This is a genomic window from Leptolyngbya subtilissima AS-A7 (assembly GCF_039962255.1).
GTDB lineage: Bacteria > Cyanobacteriota > Cyanobacteriia > Phormidesmidales > Phormidesmidaceae > Nodosilinea.
The window spans coordinates 115,502-129,318 of record NZ_JAMPKY010000006.1 but is presented as its reverse complement, the minus strand read 5'-3'; the positions used below and the strand labels follow the sequence as shown (position 1 = coordinate 129,318).

General features: G+C 55.9%; 15 protein-coding genes. 8 read left to right on the top strand and 7 right to left on the bottom strand.

The features are described from left to right. The first annotated feature begins 327 nt into the window (after window positions 1–327). Window positions 328–726: a hypothetical protein gene (locus NC979_RS14345; RefSeq protein WP_190515088.1), complete on the top strand. Its 399-nt coding sequence runs from the start codon at window positions 328–330 to the stop codon at window positions 724–726. 152 nt (window positions 727–878) lie between these two features. Here NC979_RS14345 and NC979_RS14340 read toward each other — a convergent pair whose 3' ends face one another. From NC979_RS14340 to btpA, 4 genes are all read right to left on the bottom strand, one after another. Continuing rightward, window positions 879–1,430 (bottom strand): tellurite resistance TerB family protein, encoded by a 552-nt coding sequence (locus NC979_RS14340; RefSeq protein WP_190515086.1) that lies wholly within the window; start codon window positions 1,428–1,430, stop codon window positions 879–881. 90 nt (window positions 1,431–1,520) lie between these two features. After that, complete coding sequence (locus tag NC979_RS14335; RefSeq protein ID WP_190515083.1) at window positions 1,521–1,907, bottom strand: ribosomal maturation YjgA family protein; 387 nt, start codon at window positions 1,905–1,907, stop codon at window positions 1,521–1,523. Between the two features lie 192 nt (window positions 1,908–2,099). After that, window positions 2,100–3,014 carry a vitamin K epoxide reductase family protein gene (locus NC979_RS14330; protein ID WP_190515081.1) on the bottom strand — a complete coding sequence of 305 codons (915 nt, stop codon included), beginning with the start codon at window positions 3,012–3,014 and terminating at the stop codon, window positions 2,100–2,102. A gap of 117 nt (window positions 3,015–3,131) precedes the next feature. Further along, window positions 3,132–3,977, bottom strand: coding sequence for a photosystem I biogenesis protein BtpA (gene btpA / locus NC979_RS14325; protein ID WP_190515079.1), 846 nt, complete (start codon window positions 3,975–3,977; stop codon window positions 3,132–3,134). 354 nt (window positions 3,978–4,331) lie between these two features. Here btpA and rimO point away from each other — a divergent pair, with 354 nt between their 5' ends. The 4 genes from rimO to NC979_RS14305 all read left to right on the top strand — a co-directional run bounded on the left by rimO (window position 4,332) and on the right by NC979_RS14305 (window position 8,179). Beyond that, window positions 4,332–5,684, top strand: coding sequence for a 30S ribosomal protein S12 methylthiotransferase RimO (gene rimO, locus NC979_RS14320; RefSeq protein ID WP_190515076.1), 1,353 nt, complete (start codon window positions 4,332–4,334; stop codon window positions 5,682–5,684). Between the two features lie 46 nt (window positions 5,685–5,730). Continuing rightward, window positions 5,731–7,140 (top strand): DEAD/DEAH box helicase, encoded by a 1,410-nt coding sequence (locus tag NC979_RS14315; protein WP_190515074.1) that lies wholly within the window; start codon window positions 5,731–5,733, stop codon window positions 7,138–7,140. Window positions 7,141–7,337: 197 nt separating this feature from the next. Further along, window positions 7,338–7,535 (top strand): hypothetical protein, encoded by a 198-nt coding sequence (locus tag NC979_RS14310; protein WP_190515072.1) that lies wholly within the window; start codon window positions 7,338–7,340, stop codon window positions 7,533–7,535. 149 nt (window positions 7,536–7,684) lie between these two features. After that, complete coding sequence (locus tag NC979_RS14305; RefSeq protein ID WP_190515070.1) at window positions 7,685–8,179, top strand: Tic20 family protein; 495 nt, start codon at window positions 7,685–7,687, stop codon at window positions 8,177–8,179. Here the strand turns inward: NC979_RS14305 and NC979_RS14300 are convergent. Next, the gene (locus tag NC979_RS14300; RefSeq protein ID WP_190515067.1) at window positions 8,176–8,952 is read right to left on the bottom strand and encodes a fumarylacetoacetate hydrolase family protein; all 777 of its coding nucleotides are present in this window, start codon (window positions 8,950–8,952) and stop codon (window positions 8,176–8,178) included. The two genes, NC979_RS14305 and NC979_RS14300, sit on opposite strands and share 4 nt — an antisense overlap. Window positions 8,953–9,111: 159 nt before the next feature. On the opposite strand from NC979_RS14300, the gene rpsF reads away from it, so the two are divergent. Further along, window positions 9,112–9,498: a 30S ribosomal protein S6 gene (rpsF, locus tag NC979_RS14295; RefSeq protein WP_190515065.1), complete on the top strand. Its 387-nt coding sequence runs from the start codon at window positions 9,112–9,114 to the stop codon at window positions 9,496–9,498. A 283-nt stretch (window positions 9,499–9,781) separates the two neighbouring features. Continuing rightward, window positions 9,782–10,327 carry an Npun_F5560 family protein gene (locus tag NC979_RS14290; RefSeq protein ID WP_313887080.1) on the top strand — a complete coding sequence of 182 codons (546 nt, stop codon included), beginning with the start codon at window positions 9,782–9,784 and terminating at the stop codon, window positions 10,325–10,327. Between the two features lie 50 nt (window positions 10,328–10,377). On the opposite strand, the gene NC979_RS14285 is transcribed toward NC979_RS14290, so the two are convergent. Then, complete coding sequence (locus tag NC979_RS14285; RefSeq protein WP_190515063.1) at window positions 10,378–11,286, bottom strand: S-layer homology domain-containing protein; 909 nt, start codon at window positions 11,284–11,286, stop codon at window positions 10,378–10,380. Between the two features lie 227 nt (window positions 11,287–11,513). Here NC979_RS14285 and NC979_RS14280 point away from each other — a divergent pair, with 227 nt between their 5' ends. After that, a complete protein-coding gene (locus NC979_RS14280; RefSeq protein ID WP_190515061.1) occupies window positions 11,514–12,254 on the top strand; it encodes a hypothetical protein in 741 nt (246 codons plus the stop codon). Window positions 12,255–12,279: 25 nt separating this feature from the next. Here the strand turns inward: NC979_RS14280 and NC979_RS14275 are convergent, their stop codons facing one another. Further along, window positions 12,280–13,809 carry an anthranilate synthase component I family protein gene (locus NC979_RS14275; protein WP_190515058.1) on the bottom strand — a complete coding sequence of 510 codons (1,530 nt, stop codon included), beginning with the start codon at window positions 13,807–13,809 and terminating at the stop codon, window positions 12,280–12,282. Window positions 13,810–13,817: the final 8 nt, after the last annotated feature.

Here is a 13,817-nt window from a genome sequence, read left to right as displayed (position 1 = left end):
TTTGTCCTTCGTACGACCATGCCTGAAGCAAGGTTTCACAGTTCCTTATAACTAGCGGCTCTAGGCAGATGCAATCTCTGCTGCCTGCCAGTTCACGCCTCAATTTAGTCATACCAAATCGACCTTCTGCTCCGTTTCTATCTTCAGGAAGACGTTGGAGGCCGTATTTTTACTTACGCTACTTACATCTGAGAAGTCATTAGCTGTGAGCTTGTAGACTGATTGATCGCTTTTTCATAGTTATCAGATATTTCCGTTTCACGGAAAAAATCTGTGACTCAGCGGTATTTTGCGCAGTTTTATTTCTACTTTTAGAAGGATAAAAACATGACAACTCGTAAGCTGTATATCTCATTAAAGATGATCGCCAAGCGCCTTACAGTGCTGTTTGTGACTGTAGTTGCACTGTTTGGCTTCTCCCAAATGACAGCTCTAGCTAGTCCTACCCCTAGCTCACTAGTAGCCCTAGCAGCATCGTCTAGCTTTGCTGCTCAAACAGAATCTCAAGCCCAAAAGCCAATTATTTCTGAAGAAAAACTCAGTGAGATGAGAGAGCAGCGCCGAGAGTGGCAAAACCGAGCCGCTACTACCGCCGCCGCTGCTGCTGAAACAGACGAGAAATCTACAAGCTCAGCTGGTGAGTTAATCAAAGAGAAACTCAACCTCGATGAGATTACCCAAGAGAACGAAATTGTAGAAACAATAACCAACTCTCAAGAGAAATAGAAGCTTTTTCTCTAAATAGATAAGATTAGTGGGCACTGGGTTAAGAAGGCTTACGCCATCATGCCCAATGCCCACTTAATGCGTTATTAGAGCCTACAAACACCGTATCAATGGCATAAAGCTTCTTGCCATTAACAGGAATTGCACAGAATTTACTCTTCTTCTTCGCTCTCGTCGTATTCTTCCTCTTCCTCTGCTTCAGAGAAAAGTTCGCTCACGATTTCGTCGGCTCGTTCAACAGAGATCCGGAGGGCCTGGCGCAAGTCATCGATAAACTCTTGCTCATCTTCGGGCACTTCGCCGTCTGCAACGAGAACAACTAGCGCAATAATAAAGGCGGCTTCTTCTACGCCCTCATCTTTAATCGTCTCAATGGCTTGGGAGACGACAGCTTCAACCCCAGCTTCGTTGATGAGGTTGCCGATCTCAGCACCCAAGTCGGCAAAGTCTTCTTCCGTATATTCAGAATAGAGATCGATGCAGCTGACCATCTCACCCAGCGCATAGGCTTCTGCATCGCTAGACACTTCACCGTCGGCAAACGCTGAAAATAGACCAATCATGGCCACTGCTAGCTCTGGGCTCAAGGCAACTTGAGTACCACCACCACGCGGTAATCTGCGTTTAGGCATGTTTCTCCAATCCATTAATAATGTTGTGCGGCCCTTGGTCGGTTGATGGTCAACCAGGCTTAGCTTCAGCATTCCCAGAATGGGACGGGTCGCACAGCCCGGAACTATTCTGGGCAAATAAATAAAGTTGAGTAACAGTTTGCACGATGGCGTTTGGTAAGCCTACATGTTCCATCGGCCAGGTGCCGCAGAGCGATACTCGGCAATCAGCACTAGGGCAGCACCGATCGCATAGGCCAAAATGTCTTTGCTATCAAAGGTGGTGCCGAGCACGGTTGCTATCAGCCGGTTGTCGCGCAGTCCGAGGCGATCGACCAACTGAAGATATTGCAGCCCTTCAATAAGGCAGGCAAAGGCAAAGACTCCCAATGCCGCAGTGATAGGCCGAATTTGCCAAAAGACTTTGATGAAGCAGTAGATAAGAACGACAACCAAAATATCGCCAATGAGGGGGCGAATGATGCGATCGTCTAGAAAAATCGCGATCAAGGTTTCAACCAGAAACAACAAAACCGCGAGATAGAAATACTTGGCATTAAATTTGCTCATAGGATTTATACATAATCAGCCCCCGCCTCTTGATTAAACCCTGTCGCCAGCCAAGGCATGATCTAGTTTTAGTGCAGCTTGCCAGTGCACAACTGTAGACAGTCAAACCTAAAACGGCTGGTGCCCAGGTCGTCTTTGGGTACCAGCCGTTCAAAGCACTAGCGCGATTTGTATGAGGTCGAACCTCTATCGCTAAAAATTTGTTGGCCCGCTGTAGTTTGTCAGCTCCGCCAGACGCTCCAGGCTTTGGGTGCCCGGATAAAACTCGCCGTTGATCTCCCAGCTGGGGAATCCGGTGATTTCGGGTTTTGATCGACACACAGCGACCTGAGAATTTTGGCCGTCTTCTGCACATTCTACATAGTTGATTGCGGTGGCAGCTTCGGCTCCAAACAGCTGTTTTTGGTCGTGGCAGTGGGGGCACCACCAAGCGCCATACATCGTCGCGCCGACCTCTTTAAGGTGGTTAGCCAAGGCAACTTCGGCGGGGCCAGAGGCGCTGGTAATCGGTGGCCCAGCCTGCCCGGCAACGTTGCTGCTAGGGCTACCTGCGGCGTTGATAGGGGCGTAAACAGCCAGAGTAGAGATGATAGTGACGACACCCACAATCAGGCCAATAAAGGCGATCTGACCTAGGTCATCCCAGCGATTGCCCAGCAAAATAATCACAAACATGGAGAGGGCGAACAGCGCCGAGCCAATGCAGTAGGGGCAAACCGCCTGTAGCTCAAAGGCCAGCACCGTCATCAAATAGCCGCTAAACACCAGCATGGCCGAGGCCAGCATAAACATCAGCGGCCAGGTCCAAGTTTCAAGCTTCTGGCGCAGGGGTTTGTTTGTATCGGCGTTAACTAGGAGGGGGGCAACGGCCAGCACTAGCATGGTGCCGTAGGCCAAGCAGCCAAACAGCGTCAGGGGTAGGCCAAATACGGTGCCCCAGGGGCTAGAAAGCACGCGATCGCACCCTTCTGTAGGACAGGTTCCCCCGCCAGTCAGCTTGGCAACGGTCAGATAACCCGTACCCAGAACACCAATCAAAGCGATCCCCGCCACCAGCCAGCGCGACCAGCGATGAATCCAACGGCTTTCTTGACGACGACGTCTCATGATGCGCCTCTCTTCCAAAACAGCTAACCCAAACTCTACAGCAACACAAAATAGCGGGGTGTTACCGCCCGTTTAGTGTCTATCTTAATGCCTCAGTTCCGGCATGGGCCGCAACCCCTAGGAGGCCACCATGGTCGGTAGAGTGAGATTGCCCTCCAGCGCTTGCAGGCTTTCCTGCATGGCCTCTACAAACTGCCCCACGCGAATGGGATCGATGGGCTGGTTAACGTCGCCCTGGCGTTTGAGGGAGCTGGCGACAATTACGCCGTCGGCAGCTTTCATTAGAGTGCCGATGTTGTCGACATCGGCACCGCTACCAATGAAGACAGGGCGATCGCCCGCTGCAGCCTTAGCCAGTTCTAAATCTTCTAGGCTGGGCGGGCTGCCCGTCGCCCAGCCCGACAAAATAATGCCGTCCGCCAGACCTCGGTGGATCGTCTCCTGCACCGCCGTGGTGAGGTTGGGCGATCCCAGGGGTCGGGCATGCTTGACCAGCACATCGGCCAGAATCTGCACTGAGCTGCCCAGCTCTTTGCGGTAGCGCAGCAGATCGTGGGCGCAGCCTTCGATCAATCCCTGGTCAGTAGCCATCACGCCCGTAAGCACGTTGACCCGAATGAAAGCAGCCCCAGTGCAAGTGGCGATCGCTAGAGCACTACGGGCATCGTTGCGCAGTACGTTGATACCGATGGGCACTGTGACCAGGGTCTGCAAGCGCTGCACCACCAGACCCATGGCGCTGACCACCGCTGGGTCCACGGCCCCCTTAGTAAAAGGGGCGTCAAAAAAGTTTTCCACAATAATGCCGTGCACGCCGCCCGAGGCGAGGGCCGTGGCCTCCTGCTCGGCGCGATCGACAACAGCCTGTAGGTCTCCCTGCCAGCGGGGAGACGTTGGCAGGGGCAGCAGGTGCAATACCCCAATGACCGGGTTGTGGGTGTTAAAGACTTTGATTAAGTCCACGTGAATTTTGCCTGGACTCGCCTAACGTATAGAACTTCAGGTTGACCTAGCCCGCCGCAGCAGACTCAGGCCCAACCCACCCTATCAGCATATCAATCCCGGGGACGCGATTTAGGCCATCCCCTGCTTTTGTGATGTATTATTTATGAGTGTTAATTTGTATTGCCCCCTGGTGCCATTGGCCAAAAGATTTGCTGGGCAATTCGTCAACACAGGATTGATGGATGCCTGAGCGATGGTGTTAGTGGTGCTGGTACCGAGATGGAACGGTTTACCAGTGGCTTAGCGTGGTTAAGTCTACTCTACAACCCAAAGCTTTTGGCATGATTGGCATGTTACACACTGAGAGACACCATGGGGCTGAAGCCAACGGTTGCGTTTAACCACCTGGGCTGCGAAAAAAACCGGGTTGATACCGAGCACATGCTCGGTTTGCTAGTGCAGGCGGGCTATCAAGTCGATGCCAACGAAGAGTTGGCCGACTACGTTGTAGTCAACACCTGTAGTTTTATCCAAGAAGCGCGGGAAGAGTCGGTGCGCACCTTGGTTGAGCTGGCTGCTGCTCAAAAGAAAGTCGTGATCACAGGCTGTCTGGCCCAGCACTTTCAAAATGAGTTGCTAGAAGAAATTCCTGAGGCCGTGGCCTTAGTCGGCACTGGCGACTACAACCGCATTGTGGAAGTGATTGAGCGGGCCGAAGCGGGCGAGCGGGTGAAGATTGTTTCTCCTGAACCCACTTACATTGCTGATGAAACCGTGCCTCGTTACCGCACTACCGCCTCTAGCGTGGCCTACCTGCGGGTGGCGGAGGGCTGTGACTACCGCTGCGCGTTCTGCATTATTCCGCACCTGCGCGGCAACCAGCGATCGCGCACCATTGAGTCTATCGTGGCCGAGGCCCACCAGCTGGCTGCCGAGGGCGTACAGGAGCTGGTTCTGATCTCCCAAATTACCACCAACTACGGCATGGACCTCTACGGCAAGCCTCGCCTGGCCGAGCTGCTGCGGGCGTTGGGTGAAGTAGACGTGCCCTGGGTGCGCATGCACTACGCCTACCCCACCGGCCTCACTCCCGAGGTGCTGGCCGCCATTCGAGAAACCCCCAACGTGCTGCCCTACCTCGATCTGCCCCTGCAGCACTCGCACCCCGAGGTGCTGCGGGCCATGAACCGTCCGTGGCAGGGACAGGTTAACGACAATGTTATCCACCGTATTAAAGAGGCTCTTCCCGAGGCTGTGCTGCGCACCACCTTTATCGTTGGCTTTCCTGGTGAAACCGAGGCCCACGTTGAGCATCTGCTGGAGTTTGTAGAGCGCCATCGCTTTGACCACGTTGGCGTGTTCAGCTTCTCCGCTGAGGAAGGCACCCCTGCCTACAGCCTGCCCAACCAGGTACCCCAGGACGAGCGCGATCGCCGTCGTGAGGCGCTCATGCTGGCCCAGCAGCCCATTGCTTGGGAGCATAACCGCGCCCACATTGGCCGCGTAGTAGATGTGTTGATTGAGCAAGAGAACCCAGCCACGGGCATGGCGATCGGTCGTAGCGATCGCTTTGCTCCTGAGGTTGACGGTCTGGTCTACGTGACCGGCACCGCTCCCCTCAACCAGATTGTCCCTGTGAAAATTACTGCCGCTGACACCTACGACTTGTTTGGCGAAATCGTCGCGATCCCATCCGCAGAGTCCTTGCTAAGCCTGGCTCGCTGAGTTTTATCAATATTTCGTTTTTTGTCCACTGCTTCAAGGAATCATCATGACCTTATCGTTTGCCAGTTTGGGGTTATCTGCAGCCCGTGTTAGCCATCTCGAAAGCATGGGCTACGACGAACCCACCGCTATTCAGGCAGAGGCCATTCCTCACCTGCTCTCAGGGCGAGACCTGATCGGTCAGGCCCAAACCGGCACCGGCAAAACTGCTGCCTTTGCTCTGCCCTTAATGGAGCAGGTCGATGCCAGTAATCCCGCCGTGCAGGTGCTAGTGCTGACACCCACCCGCGAGCTGGCTATTCAGGTGTGCCAAGCCATGCGCGGCTTTCGCATCGACGGTCGCCCTAAGGTGCTAGCCATCTACGGCGGCCAGTCCATCGAGCGCCAGCAGGAGCAGCTTCGGCGGGGGACTCAGATTGTAGTGGGCACTCCAGGCCGCGTGCTCGACATGCTCAATCGAGGCAGCCTCAACCTTAAAAGCCTGGGCTGGCTCGTGCTTGACGAAGCCGATGAAATGCTCAACATGGGCTTTATTCAAGACGTTGAAAAAATTCTCAGCAAAGCCCCCGCCGAGCGGCAAACGGCCTTCTTCTCTGCCACCATGGCTCCCGCTATTCGGGAGCTGGCCACCAAGTTTTTGCAGTCTCCCGTGACCGTCACGGTGCAGTCGCCCAAGGCCTCGCCTAAGCAGATTCAGCAGGTGAGCTACATCGTGCCCCGGGGCTGGACCAAGGTGCGCGCCCTCCAGCCCATCCTGGAGCTAGAGGATCCCGAAACCGCAATTATCTTTGTGCGTACCCGTCGCACCGCTGGCGATCTCACCCGCCAGCTTCAAGCGGCGGGCTACAGCGTCGATGAGTACCACGGTGACCTTAGCCAGTCCCAACGTGAACGGCTGCTGATGCGGTTTCGCCAGCAGCAGGTGAAGCTGGTAGTTGCGACCGATATCGCTGCCCGGGGTCTGCACGTTGACGATCTCACCCACGTGATCAACTTCGACATGCCCGATGCCATGGAGAGCTACGTGCACCGCATCGGCCGCACCGGACGAGCGGGCAAGAAAGGTGTTGCGATTTCCTTGGTGACACCCCTAGAAAAGTACAAGCTGCGGCAGATTGAGCGCCATACTAAGCAGCCTATGACTCTGGTCAAAATTCCCACCCGGGCTGAAATTGCCGCTCGCAACCTGGAGCGGCTACGCAGTCAGGTGCGCGAGGCAATTACCAGTGAGCGGCTGGCGTCATTTTTGCCGATAGTGTCTCAGCTCAGTGAAGAGTACGACCTGCGTACCGTCGCTGCTGCTGCTTTGCAGATGGCCTACGACCAGACTGTCCCAGCTTGGCAGCGCGAGCACCACAGCAGCGAACCCGAGGTGTCTGAGGGTGGTGTGCCCCTACCCAAGAAACGCAAAGGCATCTCCCCCGAGCCGCGCGAAGTCAGCAAGGCTAAGGAATAGAGGGATTACTTGCCGGCAAATCGTTGTCGGACGCTGCACGCAGCGTCCGACAACGATTTCCTAACTCAACAATTTATATTGTGGGTTGCGTTGACCGATTGAGTTTGATTGCGTATGCCAGCACACAGCATCTCCCGTAAGGCATCCTAAGATTAGGGAAAGGTCAGGTTAACCCCGAAATTAGGGAGGTGACCATTATGCTGGTGCTAATGACCGACAACCAACTCATCTCGCCCCAGACCGTGTGCTGCAACTGCCTGATGGCCGATCGCCACGGGCAGCCCCGCTGGCAGCAGGGTAAACTGCGCTGTGGTCGCCCAGTGACCAGTCTAGACCAGGCTCAGCCCGCTCAATTTGAGTGCCAGATGGGCTTTCGGGTGGCTGATATTGGTTAAAGATCACAAGTTGAGGGTGGAGATACGGAACCCCATAGGGTTGTTCTCCGTACCCTGAACCGTATACCTCGTCTCTCCGGCAAATCATAGATTTACGATATGGTAAGGCTATAGCCTGGTAGCCCTTAGCGTTTGTCTGGAGAAAACCAATGACTTGGAGCAGTTCCCCAAATCCCACTATCTTGGATCGCATTCTGGCGGCCCTGCCCTATATTTTGCCGGTTACGGCTGGGCTACCCTACGGCCTTCAGCTAATCAGCCAGTTTCCGGTGTTTGGGTTTTTGCTGCTGCCCCTGTCTCCCCTAATTGCCGTCTATGGCACCCTAGAAAGCACAATTCCCTTCTTTGGGCTAATCGTGTTTTTTGCGTTAATCTTGCTGGTTGTGCGCAACGAAAACATCAGCCGATTTATTCGCTTCAACACTATGCAAGCGATTTTGCTAAGCATCATTTTGGCGGTGTTTAGCCTCATTCTCAGCCTGCTAGACCCTAGCCTGTTCGGGGAACTGCTGTTTAGCACACTGTCCAATATGTTGTTTCTCGGCATGTTGATTTCGGTTGGCTACTCTTTGGTGCAGACCTTCCGGGGTCTCTATGCCGAGATTCCAACGATTTCCGAGGCTGTGCACATGCAGGTGCGCTAGGGGCGCAAAGCCACAGTATTCTCGAGCGCGCCAATACCTTCGATTTCTACTCTGATCTGGTCACCAACCCTAAGCGGACCGACCCCGGCTGGGGTACCCGTTAGGATCACGTCTCCGGGCAGCAGAGTCATGATCTCGCTGATGTAGGCCACCAGATAGTCAGGGCTATAGATCATTTCTTCGATCGAGGCTGACTGTACGGGTGCTGCTTGGCCGTTGAGAAAGGTTTGAAGCAGCGCTCCAGCGCTGAGCTCCCGCACAATCCAGGGGCCGAGGGGGCAAAAGGTATCAAAACCCTTGGCGCGGGTCCACTGGCTGTCGCGCTTTTGCAGGTCACGGGCGGTAACGTCGTTGGCGATGGTGTAGCCCCAAATTTTGGCGCGGGCGGCTTCGGGCGGTACATGGGCGCAGCGATCGCCGATTACCACGGCCAACTCGCCTTCGTAATCGACTTGGGTCGATTGGGGCGGGTAGTAGATGGGAGCCCCAGTGGCGGTAACCGCCGTCGAGGGTTTGATAAATAGCAGGGGTTCGGGCGGGGCTTCGGTACCCATCTCGGCGGCGTGGGCGGCATAGTTTTTCCCCACAGCCACTACCTTAGAAGGAGCACAGGGGGCCAGCAGGTCATAGCTGCCGGGCAATAGCTCGACCTCGGTAGGCTGTCCCTGTAACCAGGGGGGTGCATCTAGCACCTGCACACTGCGATCGGGGCGCAGCAGGCCATAATGCAGTTGCCCGGTTTGAGACTGAACCCTAACGTAGCGTTGCGCCATAATTTTCTAACTCTTGGCCTGCTAATTCTTGGTATGATTGTAGATCCTTGTCTTTGCGCCAATACGTGAGGCATGGGTAAGCGAGTGGCTAAGCGGCTACAAAGGCTTATTTATGCCTATTTTTGGCTGCAAAGGCCATTATGTCCACAAGGAGTTTTCATGACAGCCTACATGTACGAGACAATGTACATCCTGCGCCCCGATCTAAATGATGAGGCGATTGATGCGACTATTGGCAAATATCAAACCATGCTGAAGGACCAGGGTGCTTCAATTTTGGAGACCCAGCACCGGGGCAAGCGCCGTCTGGCCTACGAAATTAATCGCCACCGCGAAGGCATCTATATTCAGATGAACTATACCGGGCCTGGGGGGGCGATCGCACCTCTCGAGCGCGCCATGCGTTTGAGTGAGGAAGTTATCCGCTTTCTGACCGTTAAGCAAGAGTCTGACGAACCTCTGCCTGAAGCGGTCGAAGAACCCGCTGAGGCCGTTGCCGCTGTTGCCGCTGACGACGTCACCGTCGCTACTGGCGAAGAAGAGTAGAACTGACTTCACCGTAAAATGTCTATCTGCCGCTGGTCAGTCTGCCTTAGGGAAGAGATTGACCAGCGGCTTTGATTTAGAGGTCGGCCAGTTTAATTTTGAGTGTGCCAACTTTTCAAACAGGTGCTATAAATTAGCAGCAACTCAATCCAACCCTGCCAAAGTCTTGCTGTGGTCACCCAACATTATTTTGGGCGCAGCTAGTTGAGCCGGGATAGAGGGCATAATTCAGGCTTTTGGTGCATTGGGTAGCAGGTTAGTCGTTTGGTGTGGGAGTAATCTTGTGGCGCAGTCTTCATATGCTGATATGAACGAGCAGCAGGCAGAAATTGCCCGGCTCGAATCTGAGCTGGCCATTCGTGACCAGCTAGTGCAGCAGCTTTCTCAGGAACTGTTTCGCCTAGTGAAAGGCAACACTGGGTTTGTGCCCAGCCCCGAGATGTCTGAACAGCACCAGGCAGAGATGACCGCTCTGCGCGAACAGCTGCGGGGGGTTGAAAAGCAGATTGACTTTTACCAAGGGCAGCTGGAAGAACGTGACGGCGAAGTGCTGCAGCTGCGGCAAACGGTGCAGGAGTTGACCGATCGCACCCGCATGTTGGAGCAGGTCGTACAAGAACTTCCCACGGTCTATCGACAAAAGTTTGCTGACCGCATGGCGGCGGTTAAGCAGCGGGTAGCCGAAATTCAGCGCGAAAATCGTCAGCTTCAAGCCGAGCTTCAAAGCGTCAGCTACCGCTTGGCCATGCGTACCCGTCGTAGCCAGCGATTAGAGCTGCCTACCCTAGAGCAAGATGGCCTAGATGGCATCTCGCTACCATCGTTTTAAGAAATCTGGTGTAGTTTCTCGGCTGTCGGCATACCTGGGCTCCAGTAGGGCTAAGGCTTATCGCTATGCCATGATGGCAGCTTGGCCTTTTCCACAATGTAAGGCGAGGGTATGGCTTGCAGACTGCCTGTGTAGACCAGCGATCGATGCAGCATGGCGGCCACTTCGGCTCGGCTAGCGGGGCGGTTGGGGGCCAGCGTAGTAATTTCTGGATAGTTAACCACTAGGCCTGCTTCAGTAGCTGCGACTAGCTGACGAATCGCCCAAACTGGTACCTGCTCTCGATCGGTGTAGGGCACCAACGCTTCGGTGGCGGCGCGGCTAGACGTTAACGCTAGCCCATCAGCCAGGGCCGTGATCACTTGAATGCGGCTGATCGGTTGGTCGGGCAGGAAGTCTCCTTCTGGATGGCCGCTGAGAAACCCCATGTTTACTGACTTTTGCACGCTCCTGTAGGCCCAGTGGTCTGGCTTCAAATCTGAGTATGAGGTCTGCACCGGAAGCGAGGAGTGAGCGGGGGGGAGATTAAAGAGCTGGGCCAGCTGGGCGGCAAATTCAGCTCGCGTCATTGCCGCCCTGGGGCGAAAGGTGCCGTCGGGAAAACCCGACACCAAATCCCGCTGGGCCAGGTCGGCCAGCAGCGGCCAGGCCCAGTGAGCCCTGTTGAGGTCGTTAAATTTGGGCTGGGCCTGCACCAGCGGTAGTTCGGGCCAGGCTTGCTGGGGCGGCAGGGGCTGAGGTATCACTGGGGGCGGCACTGTCAGTGGCAACGGTTGAGGGTGGCGACGAAACAGCCTCTTGAGGCCCCGCACTGGCACAGGACTAGTTGCTGGTATCAACGCGGCGCCAGCGTCTATGGGTTGTTTGCTGGTCCAGGCAATGAGGGTTAGGCCGGTGGCGATCACCAACAGCCCGGCGGGCACCAGCGAGCACCACCGCGGGCGATAAGTTGACGGCATCTGGGACCGCCGGGGCAAAGGACGCAATGGCATTGGGGACAGATGGCTGCGGCTGCTACACTAAAGCGAGGTTAGGTCACACCATTGACCAGACTTGCCCCCCTATGATAAGTCTTGCCTAGGGGTTGAGCCGGTTTAGGTCTAACGTAAGTTTTGGCTGGCTGGCGGCATTACGTGGAACGCCGCCAGTTTGTTGCTGGTTAAGCCATGTATCGGACTTAGAAGTAATGGTCAAGGGGAAACAAAAACGCCGGGGAGCCCTGGCTGCGATCGTGGTCTTTACCTCCCTAGTTGGGCTGGTAGCAGCCAGCTACGGTCAACGGTCCCAAGGGGAGGCCCAGGCCATCCTTGCTGGCACCACTGCGACTACCGCTCAAGCATTGCCCTCGTACAGTCCCCAGGCCGGTGTTCTACTTGATGGTGTGCTCGCTCCCCTCAGCTCGCTACGGGTGATGCAGCGAGCGATCGCCCTAGCCCCTGGGGTCAATGCCGATGTTGCGCCAACCCTGGCGCTGCTAGCAGCGCCTCTCAAGACTACGGGGCTCGGTCCCATTCGCGTCGGTATGGAGATAGACAATCTGCGGGCAAAGGGGCTCACTCCAGTCCTGATCGAAGACGCCAGCAATGGCCAATGTCAGTACTATCGTATTAAAGATCATGGGGAACCCCTTGGGCTGATGGCCATTGACAATCAGGTGCTGCGGGTTGACATTTGGCCAGGCAGTTTAACGACCACCCGCAGCGGCATTCGGATTGGTTCAACCGAGCAAGACCTAGTGCGGGTCTATGGTGAGCAGCTAGAGGCCACCGCCAACCCAGTAACCCTCGGTAAAACAGTTATTTTTACCCCTCAAGACCCTGGTGAAGACGTTTATCGCCTGGTATTCGAAACCGATGACCAGGGCCGCGTTACCCAGTTCCGCGCCGGGCAGTTTCCCTCGGTGACTTGGGCTGAAGGCTGTGGCTAGGCGCGATCGCCGCTGTTGAACAGAGCTAGCTCAGGCATCGAATCGCTTCTAACATGCCTCGGGCTTTGTTTAGGGTTTCTTGATACTCTGATTCGGGGATAGAGTCGGCCACCAGTCCGGCCCCGGCCTGCACCGCAACGCTGTGACCACCCCCGGGCAGCGCCCTCACCACCATAGTGCGAATGGTAATGGCGGTGTTGAGCTGCCCCTCAAAATCGTAGTAGCCGTAAACCCCAGAGTAGGGGCCACGACGGCAGGGCTCTAGGTCATGAATGATCTGCATAGCGCGGATTTTGGGCGCACCGCTGACAGTGCCCGCTGGAAAGCAGGCCTTGAGTAGGTCCCAGGCGGTTTTGCTCGGGCTAAGGTGACCCACCACGTTACTGACAATATGCATGACGTGAGAATAGCGCTCGATCACCATCAGCTCGTCGACCTGCACCGTGCCGCTGAGACAGACGCGGCCCAAGTCGTTGCGGCCTAGATCGACCAGCATGACATGCTCAGCTCGTTCTTTGGGGTCAGCCAGCAGGTCCTGTTCGTAGGCGACGTCTTCGGCGGCGGTTTTGCCTCGGGGGCGGGTGCCGGCGATAGGGCGCACCGTAGCCACGCGGGGCTGACTGGGGTCGTCGGCTAGGGTAGCCTTAACCATGACTTCGGGGCTAGAGCCAATCAGCTGCCAGTCGTAAAAGTTGAAGTAGCACATGTAGGGGGAGGGATTGATCTGCCGCAGCGAGCGGTAGAGATCGAATGGATTGCCCCCATAGGTGGTATTTAACCGCTGAGAAATCACGACCTGAAAAATATCTCCAGCCTGGATATGGGCCTTGGCCTGCTCAACGCTGGCGCAGAACTCAGCCGGGGTGCGATTGCTGGTGTACTGGACCGAGGGCGTATCGCGGTGGGGCGGGTGCCAGGACAGGGCAGACTGGGCCGGGGGTAGCGGCAAGGTGAGCTTGTGGAGCAGCTGCTGAACGCGATCGCAGGCCCCCTCGTAGGCCGCCTGCACATCCGTACCGGGGTGGCGCAGGTCGGCATAAGCCACTGCCCAGATTTTGCGCTGTACCTGGTCAAAAATCAGCAGGCTATCCACCTGCATCCACAGACCGTCGGGCAGGTCGTCGGGGTTGAGGGGGTAAATGGGCACCGTGGGCTCAATCCAGCGGATCAGCTCGTAGCCCCAGAAGCCAAACAGGCCACCGATGCCGGGGGGCAGGGCGGGCAGCTTCACCGGCTGGTAGGGGGCCAGGCAGTCGGCCAGGGTATCGAAGGGGTTGCCCTGGTGGTCAATGACGGTGCCGTCGCGGTGGGTTTGGGTAGACTGGTCGCCCCGGCTTTCTAGCACCCACAGTGGGTCGCAGCCCAAAAAACTGTAGCGGCCCAGGCTTTCGCCTCCCTCTACCGACTCCAGCAAAAAGCTGTAGGGCTGTCCGGCACAAACTTTGTACCAAGCTGATACTGGCGTATCGAGATCGGCCAACCACTCTTGGTAGACGGGCACAAAGTTGCCCTGGGTGGCGTAGGTTTGAAACTGCTCAAAGGCTGGAAAAATCATGGCACTTA

Coding starts and splice junctions, on each gene's coding strand:
- rpsF (WP_190515065.1), top strand. CDS start 9,112: ATGACAGCCTACATGTACGAGACAATGTACATCCTGCGCCCCGATCTA.
- NC979_RS14330 (WP_190515081.1), bottom strand. CDS start 3,014: ATGAGACGTCGTCGTCAAGAAAGCCGTTGGATTCATCGCTGGTCGCGC.
- NC979_RS14285 (WP_190515063.1), bottom strand. CDS start 11,286: ATGCCGTCAACTTATCGCCCGCGGTGGTGCTCGCTGGTGCCCGCCGGG.
- NC979_RS14300 (WP_190515067.1), bottom strand. CDS start 8,952: ATGGCGCAACGCTACGTTAGGGTTCAGTCTCAAACCGGGCAACTGCAT.
- NC979_RS14310 (WP_190515072.1), top strand. CDS start 7,338: ATGCTGGTGCTAATGACCGACAACCAACTCATCTCGCCCCAGACCGTG.
- rimO (WP_190515076.1), top strand. CDS start 4,332: ATGGGGCTGAAGCCAACGGTTGCGTTTAACCACCTGGGCTGCGAAAAA.
- NC979_RS14280 (WP_190515061.1), top strand. CDS start 11,514: ATGGTCAAGGGGAAACAAAAACGCCGGGGAGCCCTGGCTGCGATCGTG.
- NC979_RS14340 (WP_190515086.1), bottom strand. CDS start 1,430: ATGCTGAAGCTAAGCCTGGTTGACCATCAACCGACCAAGGGCCGCACA.
- NC979_RS14335 (WP_190515083.1), bottom strand. CDS start 1,907: ATGAGCAAATTTAATGCCAAGTATTTCTATCTCGCGGTTTTGTTGTTT.
- NC979_RS14315 (WP_190515074.1), top strand. CDS start 5,731: ATGACCTTATCGTTTGCCAGTTTGGGGTTATCTGCAGCCCGTGTTAGC.
- NC979_RS14345 (WP_190515088.1), top strand. CDS start 328: ATGACAACTCGTAAGCTGTATATCTCATTAAAGATGATCGCCAAGCGC.
- NC979_RS14305 (WP_190515070.1), top strand. CDS start 7,685: ATGACTTGGAGCAGTTCCCCAAATCCCACTATCTTGGATCGCATTCTG.
- NC979_RS14275 (WP_190515058.1), bottom strand. CDS start 13,809: ATGATTTTTCCAGCCTTTGAGCAGTTTCAAACCTACGCCACCCAGGGC.